Source organism: Erwinia sp. MYb375 (genome assembly GCF_037479175.1).
Lineage (GTDB): Bacteria > Pseudomonadota > Gammaproteobacteria > Enterobacterales > Enterobacteriaceae > Erwinia > Erwinia rhapontici.
Genome location: NZ_JBBGZS010000023.1, coordinates 564,467 through 580,522 on the forward strand (window position 1 = coordinate 564,467; position 16,056 = coordinate 580,522).

Here is a 16,056-nt window from a genome sequence, read left to right on the forward strand (position 1 = left end):
ATAATCCCTTATCGTATTCATCACTGGATTGTTACTGCATTTATGCAGGCAAAACCTGGCCGCTGGAGTCTATCCGGCGGTCAGGTTTTTTTGTTTCAGGCAGGGAAATGAAAATAGCAAAAGTTCTGAATAATAATGTGGTCATCGTTCATGACGAACAGGGTCATGAACAGGTGGTAATGGGGCGCGGGCTGGCGTTTAAAAAACGCAGTGGCGACGATCTGGACCCAACGCTGGTTGAAAAAACCTTTGCCCTCAAAAGTCGGGAGCTGACCGGGCGCCTGAGCGAACTCTTGTCCGAAATTCCGCTGGAAGTGGTGATTGCCAGCGAGTGCATTATCGCGCTGGCACGCGAGCAGTTGTCCTGCGCGTTGCACGAAAGCCTGGCGATTGCGCTGACCGATCACGTCAATTTTGCGCTGACCCGTCATCAGCAAAATCTGCCGATCCGCAATGTGTTGCAGTGGGAAATTCGCAGCCTTTATCCGAAAGAGTATGCGGTCGGGCTGGCGGCACTGGATATCATTGAAAAGCGCTTAAAGGCGCGCTTACCTGAGGATGAGGCGGGGTTTATTGCTCTGCATCTGGTCAATGCCCAACTGGGTAGCGAGATGCCTGCGGTGATGCATATCACCAAATTTATGCAGGAAATCCTGCATATTGTTAAGTATCAGCTGCAGCTGGATTACCAGACCGATTCGCTGAGTTACAACCGTTTTGTGACCCACCTGAAATTCTTCTCTCAGCGTATGCTGGGGAAACGCGGTGTCTATAGCGACGATGAATCGCTGCATGACGTGGTCCGCGACCGTTATCCTGATGCGTATAAGTGCGTTGAGAAAATTGACCGTCATGTGATGAAAAATTACGAATATACGCTGGGCAGTGAGGAGCGGATGTTTTTAACGATTCACATTGAGCGGGTCAGAAAAGAGACGCTGGCGTTGGGGGAGAGCCAGGACGAGGCATGATGTTTTTCGTTTGAGCGTGACGCGGTCAGGAGCGGGCATAACACCCGATCCTGACCGCCACCGGTCAACCGTTGAGGCGCAACTGCGGATAACGCTTCATGCTGATGGCACACCACAACAGCGAAAGCAGCCCGATGGCACCGCCGACGTAGCCGACGTTCGCCATATTCAGGTGGAGACTCACCTGATTGCCCAGTAGCGCACCCGCGCCGATACCAATATTGTAGATCCCGGACAGCAGCGACATCGCCACATCGGTCGCATCCGGTGCCAGAGCCAGCACGCGCACCTGCACGGCCAGACCAATCACCATCATCGCCATGCCCCAGATAATACACAGCGTGGAAATCGCCAGCGTGTGGGTGGCAGCCACATACAGTGACAGCATCGACAGGGTAATTAATGCAATCGCGCCGAGCAAAAAGGTTGCCGGATATTTATTGCCGTAAATGCTGAACAGAATACTTCCCACAATGCCCGCTGCGCCGAAAATTAACAGCAGGAACGTGGTGAAACCGCCACTCAGTGACGCCACACTCTGAATAAACGGCTCAATATAACTGTACGCGGTGTAGTGCGCCGTTACCGTGACTGCAATCAGAAGATACAGCGCGACCAGCGCCGGGCGACGAAACAGCATAGGAACGCTTTTCAACGAACCGGTATGTTCACTTGGCAGCTTCGGTAACAGTTTGACCAGCAACAGCATAGTCACCAGCGCCACTACACCAATCACCGCAAACGTGATGCGCCAGCCCAGCAACTGGCCAATCATGCGGCCAATCGGCAAGCCTAAAACCATTGCCAGCGCGGTGCCCGTGGCCAGCATACTCAGTGCCTGGGTCTTTTTCCCCGGAGGGGCTACGCGGATCGCCAGTGAGGCGGTAATTGACCAGAAAATCGCATGTGAAAAGGCAATACCAATGCGTGAGGCCACCAGCGTCGTGAAGTCCCACGCCACCGAAGAGAGAGCATGGCTGGCAATAAACAGTACAAAAATCACAATCAACAACAGGCGACGCTCGACATTACGCGTCAGCAACATCATTGGCAGTGACATCAGCGCCACCACCCACGCATAAATCGTGAGCATCAGGCCGACCTGCGCCGTCTGCATGGAAAAACTGCTACCGATATCTGACAGCAGGCCCACAGGAACAAACTCCGTGGTATTGAAAATAAACGCAGCAATAGCGAGCATGACCACGCGTAGCCATGCGGTCTTACGGGAAACAGTAGTTGATTGCATTGAAGTTAGCGATGTGTTGAAGGAATGTTAACCCGAAAAGAACAGGTCAAAGAATAACGTGGGGATATTGTCTTTTATTTATTCGCCAGATGAAATAAAAAAATCAATAAAATTGTAAATCAGAATTTTTATATAAGCCGGGGTTATGACGAGGTCTTATTTCCCTGTGTAAAAGTGTCTGAACGTTTATCTGCATCAATGTTTGACGCCAATGCGGCCAGGCCGCAGAATCGCGCAGTAATTCAACCCATCAGGCAGTAGCAGAGGAAAGGTATACGTGAGCGTTCTGGATAATGCATTGTTGACGGACATCCTGCAGCAGGTCCGGCCATTGATTGGTCAGGGAAAGGTGGCTGACTACATTCCGGCTCTGGCCGAGGTGCCTGCTGACCGTCTGGGTATTGCGGTCTGTATGCTTGACGGCACCGTCTATCAGGCGGGCGATGCGCAGGAGCGTTTCTCCATCCAGTCGATCTCCAAAGTGCTGTCACTGACGCTGGCGCTGACGCGTTATCAGGACAGTGAAATCTGGCAGCGGGTCGGCAAAGAACCCTCCGGTCAGCCGTTCAACTCGCTGCTGCAGCTGGAGTTGGAGCAGGGCAAACCGCGAAATCCGTTTATCAATGCCGGCGCGCTGGTCGTGTGTGACATGCTGGAAACCCGCCTTACCGCGCCGCGTCAGCGTATGCTGGAGGTGGTCAGAAGCCTGACCCAGGAGCCGGACATTGCCTATGATCGCCATGTGGCGCGTTCGGAATATGACCATTCCGCGCGCAATGCCGCTATTGCCTGGCTGATGAAGTCTTTCGGTAATTTCGACAATGATGTACCGAAGGTACTGCAAACCTATTTTCATTACTGCTCAATGACACTGAGCTGCGTCGAACTGGCGCGCTGCTTCCTTTATCTTGCTAACCATGGCAAAGGTCTGGGGCAGGAGGAACCGCTGCTGACGCCGAAACAGACGCGACAGATCAATGCGTTAATGGTCACCAGTGGTATGTACGATGGCGCGGGCGAATTTGCCTGGCGCGTTGGCATGCCGGGTAAATCGGGCGTCGGTGGAGGTATTGTTGCGGTGGTGCCGGGGGAAATGAGCATCGCCGTATGGTCGCCGGAGCTGGATGGTTCAGGCAACTCGCTGGCCGGAACAGCCGCGCTGGAGCTGCTGGCGGAGCGTATTGGCCGGTCGATATTTTGATGCCGGAGCAGGTACACTTCAACAGCGATTAATCACATGGCGTAATCAATGATTGATCGTGGTCAACGACCGGTTTAGCATGAATTGCTAATATTTTTCGCAGCGAAATAACACAACGCTCCACACAGCAATCCATGAACCTGAGAGGATAGGTATGACTATTCAGGCACGGCAGTTAACGCTTAATCATCAATTGCGCCAGTTTGGCGCGCTGGTCAAACTGGCTATGATCCGTTCCACGCCACAGAGTGTGGAAGTCTGGACCATGAGCGGCAATCGTCTGCGTTTTAGACCGACTCAACAGGTTGAGGCCCAGTTCGTCGCATGTTAACCCCCTTTTGTGAAGATCGCCCGACACCGCTGTAACGGTGGGGTCGGGCTCCTGACCCTCATTCGATTTGTCCGTGTTAATAGCGCTGCTGCGTCAGCCTGGCTGTGTTGCCATTCTGCGCCGTGACATCAACGTCCGCACCACCAGTAACAGCATAATCAGCCATTCTGCTGCCAGCGCAGTCAGCACCGCATGCTGGTAATTACCCTTAATGTGCAGCGCCTGACTGAACACGGTGCCCAGTAGCATCGGGCCCAGACCGAACGCAGCCTGCTGCACTGTCGACAGCATTGCACTGCCTGCACCAGCATGATCTTTCGATACCTCAGCCAGACCAATGCGGAAGAAACAGCTGACGATAAACGATTGCCCAAAGCCAACCAGTATCGTCGCCGGGATCAGGCTTCTCACCCCAATCTGCGGCCAGTCCATGTTGAACGTCAGCATCAGCGCAAGCAGTCCTGTCATCTGCACCAGGCAGCCGATCAGCAGCGTGTTGACTTTGCCCAGCCGCTCGACAATCCGCGTCGACAGTAATGAACCGATAAAGTAGGCCACACCGAGAGCAATAAAGGCATTACCTGACTGGAAGGCGTTCAGACCCAGTCCCGATTGCAGCGTCAGTGCCACCACAAACATGAAGCCGCTCCAGCAGGAGAAAAACAGCACGGCAATCGATAAGCCGAAACGCACGCTGTACAACCGCATCAGCGCTGGCGGCAGCAGTGGGGCGCCGCCCTGTTGCTCAATGCGCTCTTCTACCTGCCACAGGCGTTTCAGGAGCAGGGGGAAAGCAGCGAGCAGGGCAATACAGGGCCATGACCAGTGCAGCAGCGGGCCTAACGCCAGGGCGACCAGCAGGCAGCCAATACTTCCGGCCAGATACAGCGTTCCAGCCCAGTCGATGGCTACGCGCTGCGGCTTTTTCGTTTCAGGAATGGTGCGGGGTGCCATCAGTAAAACCAGCAGGCAGATGGGAATATTAATCAGAAACACACTGCGCCAGCCGTAACCGCCGAGATTGGCGTTAATCAGAAAACCACCCAAAACCTGACCAATGATAAAGGCCATGCCGCCAATGCCGCCGTATAAACCGAGCGCCCGTGAATGTTCGCGTCCGTGCAACGTGACATGCAGGGTCGCTAAGATCTGCGGCACGATCAGCGCTGCACCAATCCCCTGTAGAGCGCGTGCCAGTAATAATGTCCACACATCCGGAGTGATGCCGCACAGCAGGGAAGCGATGGCAAACACCACGACGCCGATGCAGAAGATGCGGCGGCGGCCAAAGTTATCGCCGAGCCGGCTTCCCATCGCCAGACTGACGGCAAAGGCGATGCCGTAGATCGCGACGATCAGCTCCAGTTGGATAGGGCTGGCGTGCAGCGTGGTGGACATGGCGTCGAGCGCCACATTGACAATAGAAAAATCAATCATCGGTAACAACTGACCCGCTAACAGCACTATCAAACCGCTGTGGCCGAGAGTGGTGGAATCAAAACCGCTTTTCATGATGCGTAACCCTTGTGTTAATCAGTATCCGGGCATAGCATCAGTGAAATATTAAACGGGTACCAGTGCTTGATTATCATAGTACCCGCACTACCTGTCTGAGTGGAGTGCCCCCTATGAGTGAGATCCCGCTGTCGCTGAGCAGCAGTGAAAAAAACCGTCAGCTGCTGGCCACATTTTTACGCAGTCGTCGTGAAAGCATTGATCCGGCGCGGCTGGGAATGCCGCACCATCGCTCACGTCGCACCCCGGGCTTACGCCGTGAAGAGGTGGCTCAGCTGGCGGACGTGGGCGTGACCTGGTACACCTGGCTTGAGCAGGGGCGTGAGATAAAACCCTCGCCGAAAACCCTGGCCGCAATTGCCACTGCGTTACAGTGTAACGAAGCCGAGACGCAGCACCTATACCGGCTGGCCGGGCATCCCATGCCGGCCACTGCCGCAGCGAAAACCTGTGCCAAGGTCTCGGCGCATGGGCAGATCCTCCTCGACCACCTCAACCCACTACCGGCCATTATCCAGACGCCGCGCTTCGATATTCTCGGTTACAACCCGGCATGGTGCCGCCTGATGAATGTCGACCTGGAGAGCATCGCGCCAGAAGACCGTAACTGTATTCTGCTGGCATTCACCCATCCGCAATGGCGGCAGGCGGTTGCCGATCAGGAACAGCTGATGCCGCATATGGTGGCGCTGTTTCGTACTCAAATGGGAGAACACCTCGACGACCCGCGTTGGCAGGAATTACTGGAACGCCTGTTGTCCGAATCCGAGGAATTTCGCGCCATGTGGCAGCGCTACGAGATCCGCGCCATCGACAATCATGTAAAGCGCTTTTACCATCCGGATGTGGGCATTATCACGCTGCGGCAGAATAACTGGTGGTCTGCACCGCGCAACGGCGACCGTCTGTTGGTGTACATTCCCAATGATGAACAGAGCGCGGCGGCACTCAAGAAAATCACCGATTGACTCTCTCAAGGCTCAGGTATTCCTGAGTCAATCCTGAAACAGGACAAGGACAGGAAGTGACTATGAATCAACACCCTTCGGTCGCGGTGCTCGGACTGGGCGCCATGGGCCACGCTTTTGCGGCTAATCTGCTGAAAAAATCATTTCACGTTTCCGGCTGGAACCGCACGCGCGCACGTGGTGAGGATCTGACGGCAGACGGGCTGGTGCTGTGTGATACCCCGGAACAGGCGGTGGCGGATGCGCAGGTGATCATCGTGATGCTTTCGGATGGTGCCACCACACTGAAGACCTGTGCGCAGATCCTGCCGGTGCTGAAACCGGGTGCGGTACTGTGCCAGATGGGCACCATCGGCGTTGACGCCACACAGCAGTTGATTGACAGCATTCACCAACAGCGCCCGGATGTGGTGCTGCTGGATGCCCCGGTATCCGGGACCAAAGCCCCCGCAGAGCAGGCACAGATACTGGTGCTGGTCAGCGGCGATCGTCAGCGTGCTGCCGCCATTGAACCGGTGTTTGCAGCGATTTCCAAAGGCGCAAAATGGCTGGGTGAAGCGGGTGCGGGATCAAAAATGAAACTGGTGGCGAACGCCTGGCTGGTTTCCGTGATGCAGGGCGTGGCGGAGAGTACTCAGCTGGCGCAACAGTTTGGCTTCACCCCGGATGATTTCTGGCAGGTACTGGAGGGCGGCCCGCTGGCGGCACCCTATGTGAAAGGCAAGCTGGCGATGATCGCCGCAGGGGAATACCCGGCACAGATGCAGCTCACCTGGGCGCTGAAGGACGCAAGGCTGGCGCTGGAGGCGGCGGGCGACCGACCGATGCCTGGGCTGCAAACCATTGCCACCCAGTGGCAGGGTGCCGTCGATGCCGGCTATGGCGATAAAGATCTGTCTGTGGTCTATCGTTACCTGCATGAGCAGCATAAAAAGTAATCTGACAGGCGGGCAGGACGCCGTGTATAAATCCCTGCAAATCATCATGATATGGTCAATAGCCCATAGTGCTTAGCCGGGTGCTTCATAAATGTGTCAAAGTTTGTTATATTAATAAACTGATATGTTTTATAGTTGACTGATTTTTAATGCTTTTATTGCAGTGATTCGTTTCCAGATGAACAGAAAAAAGCAAGGATCACATCATGCTTGATATTCGCTTTCCCACCGCATTACAAATGGTGTTGTGTATCGCCAAAGCGGATGGCGAGGGGCAACGTTGCACCAGTAAAATTCTCGCCGATGGTTTAGATGCCAACCCGAGTTTTGTGCGCAAAATGATGGTGCCGCTGACGCGTGACGGCATTATTATCTCGACGCTTGGCCGTTGCGGGACGATCCGTCTTGGTCGCCCGGCCGATCGCATCACGCTGTGCGAAATTTATACGTCAGTGATTGAAGATAAACCGTTGATGGCAGGGCGCCCGGACGTTCCGGCGCTGTGCGTGGTTAGCGCAAATGCCTGCTGGTATTTCAAAGAACTGGCAAGAGAAGCGGAGCAGGCGTCCCTCAATGTTTTGGCCAAACGCACGGTCGCTGATGCGCTGCGTGACATCCTGCAGCGCGACTGCATCAATCCGGATCAGCGCTGCGCCTCCTGAGCATCCTCTCAAGCCCCTGTACTCACCGCGTGCGGGGGACATTTCTCTCTTTCTCATTTCCTAAAAACCGTGATTAACGATCCTCAGTGGCACTTACGATCGCACTTAATGCAACAATAAAACTTGCATTAAAGGGATGGCTGCCTTACCGTAATTAAATGCATTCGTGATAGTTGCTCTTTAGCATTCACCATCAACATTCATCTATAAATAGTGACCAACAAATCAGGGGATTTCCGATGAGCCATGATGATTTTATTAACGATCTCGTAAAGTGGATCGACACACACATTGAAGGGAAAATGGATTTAGACACCGTTTCTGCCCGTGCCGGTTATTCAAAATGGCACCTGCAACGTATGTTTAAACAGCATACCGGCCACGCGCTGGGTGAATATATTCGTGAACGCCGCCTGAAAAAATCCGCTGAACGTCTCGCAAGGGGCGGTGAGCCGATTCTGGATGTGGCTATCAGTTTTGGGTTTGATTCTCAGCAGTCGTTTAACCGCAGCTTCAAACGTCAGTTCGGTCAATCGCCGGGCGCATGGCGTCGTCAGGTTCAGATTGCGGCCCACGCAGCCTGATAGCAGCATCCCCCTGACAGGTGAGCGGACAACAGTTTGTCCGCTCACATGACTCACTTTCCCCAGGTTGCCCAGCTTTGTGCCCACTGCAAATACCGCCCAGTCCCGATTTCCCCCCCCTCATTTCTGCCGCCACCTTCAGATGATCGTCGCTGACGAAAATAACAATCACGCATTCAGCATTGCAGATTGATGTTATCCATCTATGTATAAACCATTGCCAATATTGATATTTTACCGCCAGCTCAAAACACGGAATATTGTTCTTATAAGACAGCAATAAGGAGAAGGGCAGCGCCCTTCGCCGCGCGTCCTGAACCCGTTACGGAGCAACCATGACCCAGATCACCTCACTACCGATCCTCGACTTCTCACAGCTTGATGGCGATGCCGAACAGCAGCAGGCGTTTTTACAAAAACTCAGCCGCTCCGCGCGCGATGTCGGTTTTTTCTACCTGATCAACCACGGCGTTGATGCAGCACTGTCGGCGAAGGTACAGCAGTTGTCACGTCAGTTTTTCGCCCTGTCGGACGACGACAAGCAGCAGGTATCGATGATCCATTCCCCGCATTTTCGCGGCTATAACCGCGCGGGATCGGAACTGACGCGCAGCCAGCCTGACTGGCGTGAGCAGTTTGATATCGGTGCCGAACGTCCGGCGCTGGCGCTGCAATCGGGTGAAGCAGGCTGGAAGCGCCTGCAGGGACCGAACCTGTGGCCGGAAGCCCTGCCGGAACTGAAGCCCACGCTACTGCACTGGCAGCAGGAGATGACCGCCATGTCTCAGCGACTGCTGCGCGCTTTCGCTCAGGCACTTGAGCTGGCCCCGGATGCCTTCGACCCGCTGTACGGCGAAAAACCTAACGAACATATCAAGCTGATCCGTTACCCCGGACAGACGCCAGAAACCACCAGTCAGGGCGTGGGCGCACACAAAGATTCTGGCTTCCTCAGCTTCCTGTTGCAGGACCAGCAGCGCGGTTTACAGGTGGAAGTGGAGCCGGATCGCTGGGTGGATGCTCTGCCTTTGCAGGGGGCTTTTGTGGTCAATATCGGCGAACTGCTTGAGCTGGCCAGCAACGGCTATCTGCGCGCTACCGTCCACCGCGTGGAATCCCCGCCCAACGGGCAGGACCGTCTGTCGATTGCCTTTTTCCTTGGTGCACAGTTGGATGCCGTAGTGCCTGTTTTCACGCTGCCGGAAGAGATTGCCCGCCTCGCACAAGGCCCGGCGAGCGATCCGCTCAACCCGCTGCTGCGTGACGTCGGCTGGAACTATCTGAAAGGCCGGTTGCGCTCCCATCCGGATGTCGCAGCCCGCTGGTATCAGGAATTACAACAACAACAACCTCAACACACCGCTTAATCAAAGGAACTGCAATGATCAAACATGCTCCATTTTCTCTGGCAGGGATCGCGTTATCCATGACACTGGCTTTTTCCGCTCAGGCGGCGGAGGCGCTACGCATCGCGGCTGATGCCGTGCCGCACGCTGAAATTCTTAACTATGTGAAGAAAATTGACCCGTCACTCGATCTCAACATTATTGAACTGACCAGCGGCGTCAACGCCAACGAACTGCTGGCGCATGGCGATGTCGATGCCAACTATTTCCAGCACGTGCCGTATCTGCGCGATCAGGAAAAAGCGCTGGGGCAGACCTTTACCGTGGCCGCCACGGTGCACATTGAGCCGCTCGGCATCTATTCACATAAAGTGAAAAACCTGAAAGACGTGCCGAACAAAGGGACGGTGGCGGTTCCGAACAACGTCACCAACCTGAGCCGTGCACTTTACCTGCTGCAAAGCGAGGGGCTGATCACCCTGAAACCAGGCTTCAACGATCCGGCAAAAAACCAGGCAACGCCGAAAGATATCGCGACTAACCCGAAAAACCTGAAAATTCTTGAAGTGGAATCGCCACAGATCCCACGTTCACTGGATGATGTCGACCTGGCGATCATCAATGGTAACTATGCGCTGGAAGCAGGGCTGAACCCGGCAAAAGACGCTCTGGGCCTGGAAAGCGCTAAAAATAACCCATATGCGAATATCCTGGTTACCACACCCAAACTGGCGAACGATCCGCGCATCAAACAGCTGGCGAAAGATCTGGAGTCGAAGCAGGTCGCTGAGTTTATTCAGCAGACTTATAAAGGCTCGGTGATCCCGGTCGCAGGGAAATAATATGATTGATATCGAGAATGTCACCCGGCGCTACAGCCCAGACCAGCGCCCGGCGCTGGATAATGTCTCGCTGACCATCCCCGATGGTTCGATATTCGGCATTCTCGGCCGCAGCGGGGCGGGGAAAAGTACCCTGATCCGCTGTCTTAATCTGCTTGAACGCCCCGACGCCGGTCGGGTACTGGTCGATGGACAGGACATTACCCGCCTGAGTCAGGCCGCCTTGCGCCAGCAGCGGCAGCGCAGTGGCATGATTTTTCAGCATTTCAATCTGCTGCACTCGCGCAGCGTGGCGGGTAATGTGGCCGTACCGCTGGAAATTGCCGGGGTGAAAGCCTCACAGCGGCGGGCACGCGTGGCAGAGCTGCTGGATTTAGTCGGGTTGAGTGATAAAGCGAATGCGTTTCCTACTCAGCTTTCCGGTGGTCAGCAGCAGCGGGTCGGTATTGCGCGGGCGCTGGCAGCACAGCCGGGATATCTGCTCTGCGATGAAGCGACAAGCGCCCTGGACGTGGAGACCACGGCATCTGTGCTGGCGCTGTTACAACAGATTAATCAGCAGTTTGGCCTGACTATTGTAATGATCACCCATCAGCTGGAGGTGGTGAAAGCGATTTGCGATCGTGCTGCGCTGCTGGAGGGCGGTAAGATCGTTGAGAGCGGGGCGCTGAGCACGCTCCTGCGTCAGCCGGACTCGGTACTGCGTAAAGCATTGCTGCACGATCCGCAGGCAGAACACCGTTTCCTGCAACGTCATGGCATCCACGGAGGTGATCTGTGCGCGGTAGCCTAGACCTGAATGAGCTGTGGGAACTGATGTCGGCAGCCACGCTGGAAACCCTGTATATGGTGGCGCTGGCCGGGCTGTTTACATTCCTGATCGGCCTGCCGCTTGGCGTGCTGCTGAAGATCGGCCGTCACGACGGTATTCTGCCGCTGCCGCGCCTGAATACGCTGCTGGGTGCGGTGGTTAACGTCGGTCGTTCACTGCCGTTTGTGGTGCTGCTGATTGCGCTGATCCCGCTGACGCGCATCATTGTCGGGACCACGCTGGGCAGCAGTGCGGCTGTCGTACCTATCACCATTGGTGCCATCCCGTTTTTTGCCCGCATCGTCGAAAATGCGCTGGATGAGGTGAATAAAGGACGGATTGAAGCCATCGTGTCAATGGGCGGTAGCGGCTGGCATGTGGTCAGCAAAGTTCTGTTGCCGGAAGCGTTACCCGCGCTGCTGGCAGGCATGACGCTGACGCTGGTGATGCTGATTGGTTTCTCTTCGATGGCAGGCGTGATTGGCGGCGGCGGGTTAGGGGATCTGGCTATCCGCTACGGTTACCAGCGTTTTAATCAGCCAGTGATGATTGGCACCGTGGTCGTTTTGATCCTGCTGGTGCAGGCCGTACAGATGGTGGGCGATCGCCTGGTGCGACGGCTGGCTTATCGCCGTTAATTCAGCAAAATCTAACGGCCGCATAGTATACTGTCTGAATTCGCTTCATTTTTTTCCTTCAGACAGGATTGGTCATGGAAATACGGAACGTTAATCGGGCGCAATTATGCCAGGTCACCAGCTACGGCCTGATTTTTATTGCGCTGTTCGCCATCTTCCCGCTGCGTTTGTTGCCCTGTTTTCTTGCCGGCTTTATCGTTTATGAAACCATTCTGGCCCTGACGCCCTTAGTGGAACGTCTGGTGAAAGGGCCGATTGCCCGCTGGATCAGCATTATGTTTCTTAGCGTGGTGATTATTCTTTCGCTGGTCACCGGCATTACCAAGCTGATCGGCTTCCTCTTGCATGACTTCCAGAACCCTGCCGCTTTCCACGCCACAGCCACTAAGCTGCTGGAGGATGCCCAGCACACGCTGTCGCCCGTGATTACGCGCTATCTGCCTTCGGACATCGATGAACTGCAGAACCAGGTAGTGACATGGCTGCGTGAACATCTGGTGGTGGTGCAGACCTTTGGCCGCAGTGCGGCACATACCTTTGCCACCATGCTGATTGGCATGCTGCTGGGCGCGATCATCTCGCTGCGCACCAGCAGCGGCATCCGCCCTGAGGCGCCGCTGAAGCAGGCAATGCTGGACCGCTTAACCACCCTGGCGGCGGCGTTTCACAATGTGGTGTTTGCACAGATTAAAGTGTCGCTGGTCAATACCATCCTGACCTGCGGTTTCCTGTTCGGCGTGTTGCCGATGTTTGGCCTGCATTTCCCATTTGCTAAAACCGTCGTGGTGCTGACCTTTATCGCCGGGCTGCTGCCGATTATCGGTAATCTGATTTCCAATACGGTGATTGTGCTGATCGGTCTTTCTATCTCGCTGGAAGCCGCGCTGATTGCCCTGATTTACCTCGTGCTGATCCACAAGCTGGAATACTTTATCAACGCGCGGATTTTTGGCAGCCGCATCAGCGCCAAAACCTGGGAGATCCTGTTAGCGATGCTGGTGTTTGAATCGGCCTTTGGCCTGGCTGGCGTGGTGGCCGCCCCGGTCTATTACGCCTACCTGAAAGCGGAGCTGCGTGCCAGCAGACTGATTTAGGGCTATTTTACTTGCGCTATGCTGGCCGGGAAACTTCCCGGCCCTGACGGATAATCCATGTCGTTATTGACCACGCTGCTTCATCAGATCTTTATTTCCATGCCGCTGTTTGTGCTGATCGCTCTGGGATGGCTGCTGGTGCGCTGGCGTCAGTGGCCGGAGAGTATCACCACCGCCATTAACCGGCTGGTGTTCCGCGTGGCGCTGCCTGCCATGCTGTTTCGCCTGATGTGCGACTTCAGTGATGGGCCGCCGGTGGATGCCCGCCTGCTGATTGCCTTTTTCGGCGGCTGCCTGCTGGTGTTTATCATTGGCCGGGTGGTGGCATCTAAGGTGTTTAAGCTGGATGGCGTAGCCGGATCGGTGTTTGCCCTCGGCGGGATTTTCTCCAATAACGTGCTGCTGGGCCTGCCCATCGCCCGCGTGATGCTGGGTGACGAGGCGATCCCCTCCGTTGCGCTGGTGCTGGTGTTTAACGGCTTAATTCTCTGGACGCTGGCCACCGTTTCGGTGGAGTGGTTCAGGCACGGGGCGCTCAACCTGAAGGGCTTCGGCAATACCGCGCTCAGCGTACTGAAAAATCCCCTGATTATCGGCATCCTTTCCGGCACCTTATTCAGCCTGACCGGGCTGCCGCTGCCTGTCTTCGTTGATCAGCCCGTGACCATGCTGGGCCAGATCGCTGTGCCGCTGGCGCTGGTGGCACTGGGCATGAGCCTGGCGGGTTACCGGATTAAAGAGGGGCTGGCCATCAGCTATGCGCTGAGCGCCATTAAGCTGATCGTGCAACCCCTGGTCGTGTGGGGCCTGGCCTGGATGATTGGGCTGCCGCCGATGGAAAGTAAAGTGGTGGTACTGCTGGCCTCCATGGCCGTGGGCGTGAACGTGTATTTAATGTCGCAGCAGTTTAACGCGCTGACGGGGCCTGCGGCGACGAGCATGCTGTTGACCACGCTGTTCTCTGCGCTAACCACACCGCTGTTTATGTTGGTGATGGGTGTGGTCTATGGGTGAGTTTCTATTCTTAACCCCGTTTATCGGTCATTGATTTGTTTTTAGGGCCCAAACAGGTCTGGGTACCGATACCTTGGATTCACTAAACCGCAAACGGAAAGTCGGTAGCCTACGAAGGATAGTGCGAGCTATGGGGACATCGTCGATGGTCGCTACGATGGCTCAAACGATAGTGTCCTGGAGCGCATAGATGCGCTGAAAAATACAGTGGCAGAGGCGCACCGGGTGGAGAGTGACTTTAAAGTGAAGATGGGACGGCAAAAACGGCAAACAGTTGTGGTAGCAGAGCCAGTGCATCAGCGCTGAACTCCGCCATATTGTGCAGAACACACCTGTCGGGCAGGTCAATTACTCTGGAAAATTCTCGCTGTTATGCTGAAGTAGTTATTTAATTTCATGAGAACTCTTCTTTTTACTTGGCCAGCTGTAGATTATTAGATACATAGCTAACCATACGCATAACCATGACACTACAATTATTAATAGCGTTGCGGAATAGGAATTTTTCCAGGTTGGTGTGTAAAGCAGGATGTCAATCAAGGCAGCAGCCAACGGAGTGACTGTGAATGCAAATGCTACTGTCTTTGATTGCACTTCATTAAGGTATCCTTTTATAAATCTATCTACCATTAATCCTATGACTGCAAGGGCGCAATAAATTGCATTTAGGTAAGTTATTTTTTCAGATAACTCATTGAGTCTAAGATAAAAAAATGCCCACAAAAACAAAACGCTTATAAAGGCTGAGGTTAACGAAACCTTATCGCTAATAATCGAATTTATATATTTTTTAATAAACATGTAATCATCCGTTATCTTTTTTGAAAAAAACATTTATAACCTTTATTTTAGATTTAATAAAGCTATGAAATATCTTTTTAGTCGCCGCCTGGGCGAAACGCGGTACCGACGTCGGTGACGGCTCATTGCCCAGCAAAGACGTGCCTATTGCCCGTATCGGCTCGCAGCTGTAAGCGCACGCGACCTGCCAAGATGCATATTGTGAAATCGTCGGTGAGCGTAAAGCTGACGAAGTATTCAGCCCGGAAACGCTGGCCTCTTTCGAGGGCATGACAGTCACTGTCCTCCACGCTGAGGATAACGCTAAGGGGAGTGACAACAAGGCCACCACCCCTATGCTTTTCTGTAACAGAGCGTAATATCACTACTGGTCGCAGAAATGATGAAATCACCATCCCAGGAAAATCCTGTGCAACGGAAATAGTCGGAAATGAGTTTGAAACATCCTTCCTGATGACCTTGGCACAATGCATCTTTATTTGGTGGGCACCAGATTAAGACTTCAAGAGGCCATTCTGGTGATACTCGTTCCAATGTTTCACCGTAATGATTATACATTGGTAATCCGCCACCACATTGGCCAGCAATGGAGATCTTTTCACCAGCTAATGGCCCTATGCCATTGCATGTGAGATTGATGGGATCGTACCAGTCCCCATATTCTTCAAAATCTCTGGCAACCTTTTCGCCAGTAATGCAGTTGAATACTCCTCGTCCTGAGGAAGATATGACCAACAACAGGTGATTATATCGCTGAGAAAAACCGATCTCTGTTAATCCCCCGACGGCAATCTCTACACAGGGATGCCATTCAGGAGGATGATCAGGAATATTAAGCAATGACTTAATATAGTTATTTTCATGCTTTTTTTTACGCCAGCCAAACATTTATGTTCATCTCTACAAAAGTAAATATCTAAGTTCTCTGACTTTAATAATACCATACGTAACTCAGATAACCTCTGACGGCTACAGTCAGATTTATTGCTGGCCGAAAGGAGGGCAACGTAAGCTCGAAGTAATGTACCATCGGCACCGTCTGCGTGGATGGTGCTACCAGCCCACGACTTACTGATACACTAAACGGGATT

16 protein-coding genes and 3 pseudogenes are annotated in these 16,056 nt (G+C 54.0%); 15 read left to right on the top strand and 4 right to left on the bottom strand.

Translation table 11 applies throughout. From position 1 onward, the window contains the following. Positions 1–107: 107 nt before the first annotated feature. Positions 108–971 carry a BglG family transcription antiterminator LicT gene (licT, locus tag WH279_RS15630; RefSeq protein ID WP_200642087.1) on the top strand — a complete coding sequence of 288 codons (864 nt, stop codon included), beginning with the start codon at positions 108–110 and terminating at the stop codon, positions 969–971. A 64-nt stretch (positions 972–1,035) separates the two neighbouring features. On the opposite strand, the gene WH279_RS15635 is transcribed toward licT, so the two are convergent. After that, positions 1,036–2,220, bottom strand: a complete 1,185-nt coding sequence (locus tag WH279_RS15635) for a sugar transporter (RefSeq protein WP_339457641.1) — start codon at positions 2,218–2,220, stop codon at positions 1,036–1,038. Positions 2,221–2,497: 277 nt separating this feature from the next. Here WH279_RS15635 and glsB point away from each other — a divergent pair, with 277 nt between their 5' ends. Then, positions 2,498–3,421, top strand: coding sequence for a glutaminase B (glsB, locus tag WH279_RS15640; protein WP_339457642.1), 924 nt, complete (start codon positions 2,498–2,500; stop codon positions 3,419–3,421). 154 nt (positions 3,422–3,575) lie between these two features. After that, positions 3,576–3,752 (top strand): hypothetical protein, encoded by a 177-nt coding sequence (locus WH279_RS15645; RefSeq protein ID WP_159337159.1) that lies wholly within the window; start codon positions 3,576–3,578, stop codon positions 3,750–3,752. A 93-nt stretch (positions 3,753–3,845) separates the two neighbouring features. Here WH279_RS15645 and WH279_RS15650 read toward each other — a convergent pair whose 3' ends face one another. Next, the gene (locus WH279_RS15650; RefSeq protein ID WP_339457643.1) at positions 3,846–5,264 is read right to left on the bottom strand and encodes an MFS transporter; all 1,419 of its coding nucleotides are present in this window, start codon (positions 5,262–5,264) and stop codon (positions 3,846–3,848) included. A gap of 116 nt (positions 5,265–5,380) precedes the next feature. Between WH279_RS15650 and WH279_RS15655 the strand changes: the two genes are divergently transcribed. From WH279_RS15655 to WH279_RS22755, 11 genes and pseudogenes are all read left to right on the top strand, one after another. Beyond that, positions 5,381–6,235 carry a helix-turn-helix transcriptional regulator gene (locus tag WH279_RS15655; RefSeq protein WP_212814304.1) on the top strand — a complete coding sequence of 285 codons (855 nt, stop codon included), beginning with the start codon at positions 5,381–5,383 and terminating at the stop codon, positions 6,233–6,235. A gap of 62 nt (positions 6,236–6,297) precedes the next feature. Beyond that, complete coding sequence (locus WH279_RS15660; RefSeq protein ID WP_339457644.1) at positions 6,298–7,173, top strand: NAD(P)-dependent oxidoreductase; 876 nt, start codon at positions 6,298–6,300, stop codon at positions 7,171–7,173. 206 nt (positions 7,174–7,379) lie between these two features. After that, positions 7,380–7,835 carry an RrF2 family transcriptional regulator gene (locus tag WH279_RS15665; RefSeq protein ID WP_200642081.1) on the top strand — a complete coding sequence of 152 codons (456 nt, stop codon included), beginning with the start codon at positions 7,380–7,382 and terminating at the stop codon, positions 7,833–7,835. A gap of 239 nt (positions 7,836–8,074) precedes the next feature. Continuing rightward, positions 8,075–8,419 (top strand): helix-turn-helix domain-containing protein, encoded by a 345-nt coding sequence (locus WH279_RS15670; RefSeq protein ID WP_133844997.1) that lies wholly within the window; start codon positions 8,075–8,077, stop codon positions 8,417–8,419. A 335-nt stretch (positions 8,420–8,754) separates the two neighbouring features. Beyond that, complete coding sequence (locus tag WH279_RS15675) at positions 8,755–9,786, top strand: isopenicillin N synthase family dioxygenase (protein ID WP_339457645.1); 1,032 nt, start codon at positions 8,755–8,757, stop codon at positions 9,784–9,786. A gap of 71 nt (positions 9,787–9,857) precedes the next feature. Further along, positions 9,858–10,607: pseudogene (locus tag WH279_RS15680) on the top strand (MetQ/NlpA family ABC transporter substrate-binding protein); the annotation flags it as partial. A gap of 1 nt (position 10,608) precedes the next feature. After that, on the top strand, positions 10,609–11,400 hold the full coding sequence (locus WH279_RS15685; RefSeq protein ID WP_339457647.1) for a methionine ABC transporter ATP-binding protein: 792 nt from the start codon (positions 10,609–10,611) through the stop codon (positions 11,398–11,400). A gap of 23 nt (positions 11,401–11,423) precedes the next feature. Continuing rightward, positions 11,424–12,056 carry a methionine ABC transporter permease gene (locus tag WH279_RS15690; RefSeq protein WP_339458733.1) on the top strand — a complete coding sequence of 211 codons (633 nt, stop codon included), beginning with the start codon at positions 11,424–11,426 and terminating at the stop codon, positions 12,054–12,056. Positions 12,057–12,130: 74 nt separating this feature from the next. Further along, complete coding sequence (locus WH279_RS15695) at positions 12,131–13,150, top strand: AI-2E family transporter (protein WP_200642078.1); 1,020 nt, start codon at positions 12,131–12,133, stop codon at positions 13,148–13,150. A gap of 57 nt (positions 13,151–13,207) precedes the next feature. Continuing rightward, on the top strand, positions 13,208–14,164 hold the full coding sequence (locus WH279_RS15700) for an AEC family transporter (protein ID WP_339457648.1): 957 nt from the start codon (positions 13,208–13,210) through the stop codon (positions 14,162–14,164). Positions 14,165–14,237: 73 nt separating this feature from the next. Then, positions 14,238–14,363 (top strand): annotated as a pseudogene (locus WH279_RS22755) (hypothetical protein); the annotation flags it as partial. 185 nt (positions 14,364–14,548) lie between these two features. Here WH279_RS22755 and WH279_RS15705 read toward each other — a convergent pair. Continuing rightward, complete coding sequence (locus tag WH279_RS15705) at positions 14,549–14,965, bottom strand: hypothetical protein (protein WP_339457649.1); 417 nt, start codon at positions 14,963–14,965, stop codon at positions 14,549–14,551. A gap of 64 nt (positions 14,966–15,029) precedes the next feature. Between WH279_RS15705 and WH279_RS22760 the strand changes: the two are divergent. After that, positions 15,030–15,264: pseudogene (locus WH279_RS22760) on the top strand (DUF2213 domain-containing protein); the annotation flags it as partial. 34 nt (positions 15,265–15,298) lie between these two features. Here WH279_RS22760 and WH279_RS15715 read toward each other — a convergent pair. After that, positions 15,299–15,853, bottom strand: coding sequence for a hypothetical protein (locus WH279_RS15715; protein ID WP_339457650.1), 555 nt, complete (start codon positions 15,851–15,853; stop codon positions 15,299–15,301). Positions 15,854–16,056 lie beyond the last annotated feature (203 nt).

Excerpts from the sequence above, each read along its gene's own strand:
- WH279_RS15695 (WP_200642078.1), top strand. The coding sequence starts at position 12,131 with ATGGAAATACGGAACGTTAATCGGGCGCAATTATGCCAGGTCACCAGC.
- WH279_RS15690 (WP_339458733.1), top strand. The coding sequence starts at position 11,424 with ATGTCGGCAGCCACGCTGGAAACCCTGTATATGGTGGCGCTGGCCGGG.
- WH279_RS15650 (WP_339457643.1), bottom strand. The coding sequence starts at position 5,264 with ATGAAAAGCGGTTTTGATTCCACCACTCTCGGCCACAGCGGTTTGATA.
- WH279_RS15715 (WP_339457650.1), bottom strand. The coding sequence starts at position 15,853 with ATGTTTGGCTGGCGTAAAAAAAAGCATGAAAATAACTATATTAAGTCA.
- licT (WP_200642087.1), top strand. The coding sequence starts at position 108 with ATGAAAATAGCAAAAGTTCTGAATAATAATGTGGTCATCGTTCATGAC.
- WH279_RS15655 (WP_212814304.1), top strand. The coding sequence starts at position 5,381 with ATGAGTGAGATCCCGCTGTCGCTGAGCAGCAGTGAAAAAAACCGTCAG.
- WH279_RS15635 (WP_339457641.1), bottom strand. The coding sequence starts at position 2,220 with ATGCAATCAACTACTGTTTCCCGTAAGACCGCATGGCTACGCGTGGTC.
- WH279_RS15685 (WP_339457647.1), top strand. The coding sequence starts at position 10,609 with ATGATTGATATCGAGAATGTCACCCGGCGCTACAGCCCAGACCAGCGC.
- WH279_RS15645 (WP_159337159.1), top strand. The coding sequence starts at position 3,576 with ATGACTATTCAGGCACGGCAGTTAACGCTTAATCATCAATTGCGCCAG.
- WH279_RS15670 (WP_133844997.1), top strand. The coding sequence starts at position 8,075 with ATGAGCCATGATGATTTTATTAACGATCTCGTAAAGTGGATCGACACA.
- WH279_RS15705 (WP_339457649.1), bottom strand. The coding sequence starts at position 14,965 with ATGTTTATTAAAAAATATATAAATTCGATTATTAGCGATAAGGTTTCG.
- WH279_RS15660 (WP_339457644.1), top strand. The coding sequence starts at position 6,298 with ATGAATCAACACCCTTCGGTCGCGGTGCTCGGACTGGGCGCCATGGGC.
- WH279_RS15665 (WP_200642081.1), top strand. The coding sequence starts at position 7,380 with ATGCTTGATATTCGCTTTCCCACCGCATTACAAATGGTGTTGTGTATC.
- WH279_RS15675 (WP_339457645.1), top strand. The coding sequence starts at position 8,755 with ATGACCCAGATCACCTCACTACCGATCCTCGACTTCTCACAGCTTGAT.
- WH279_RS15700 (WP_339457648.1), top strand. The coding sequence starts at position 13,208 with ATGTCGTTATTGACCACGCTGCTTCATCAGATCTTTATTTCCATGCCG.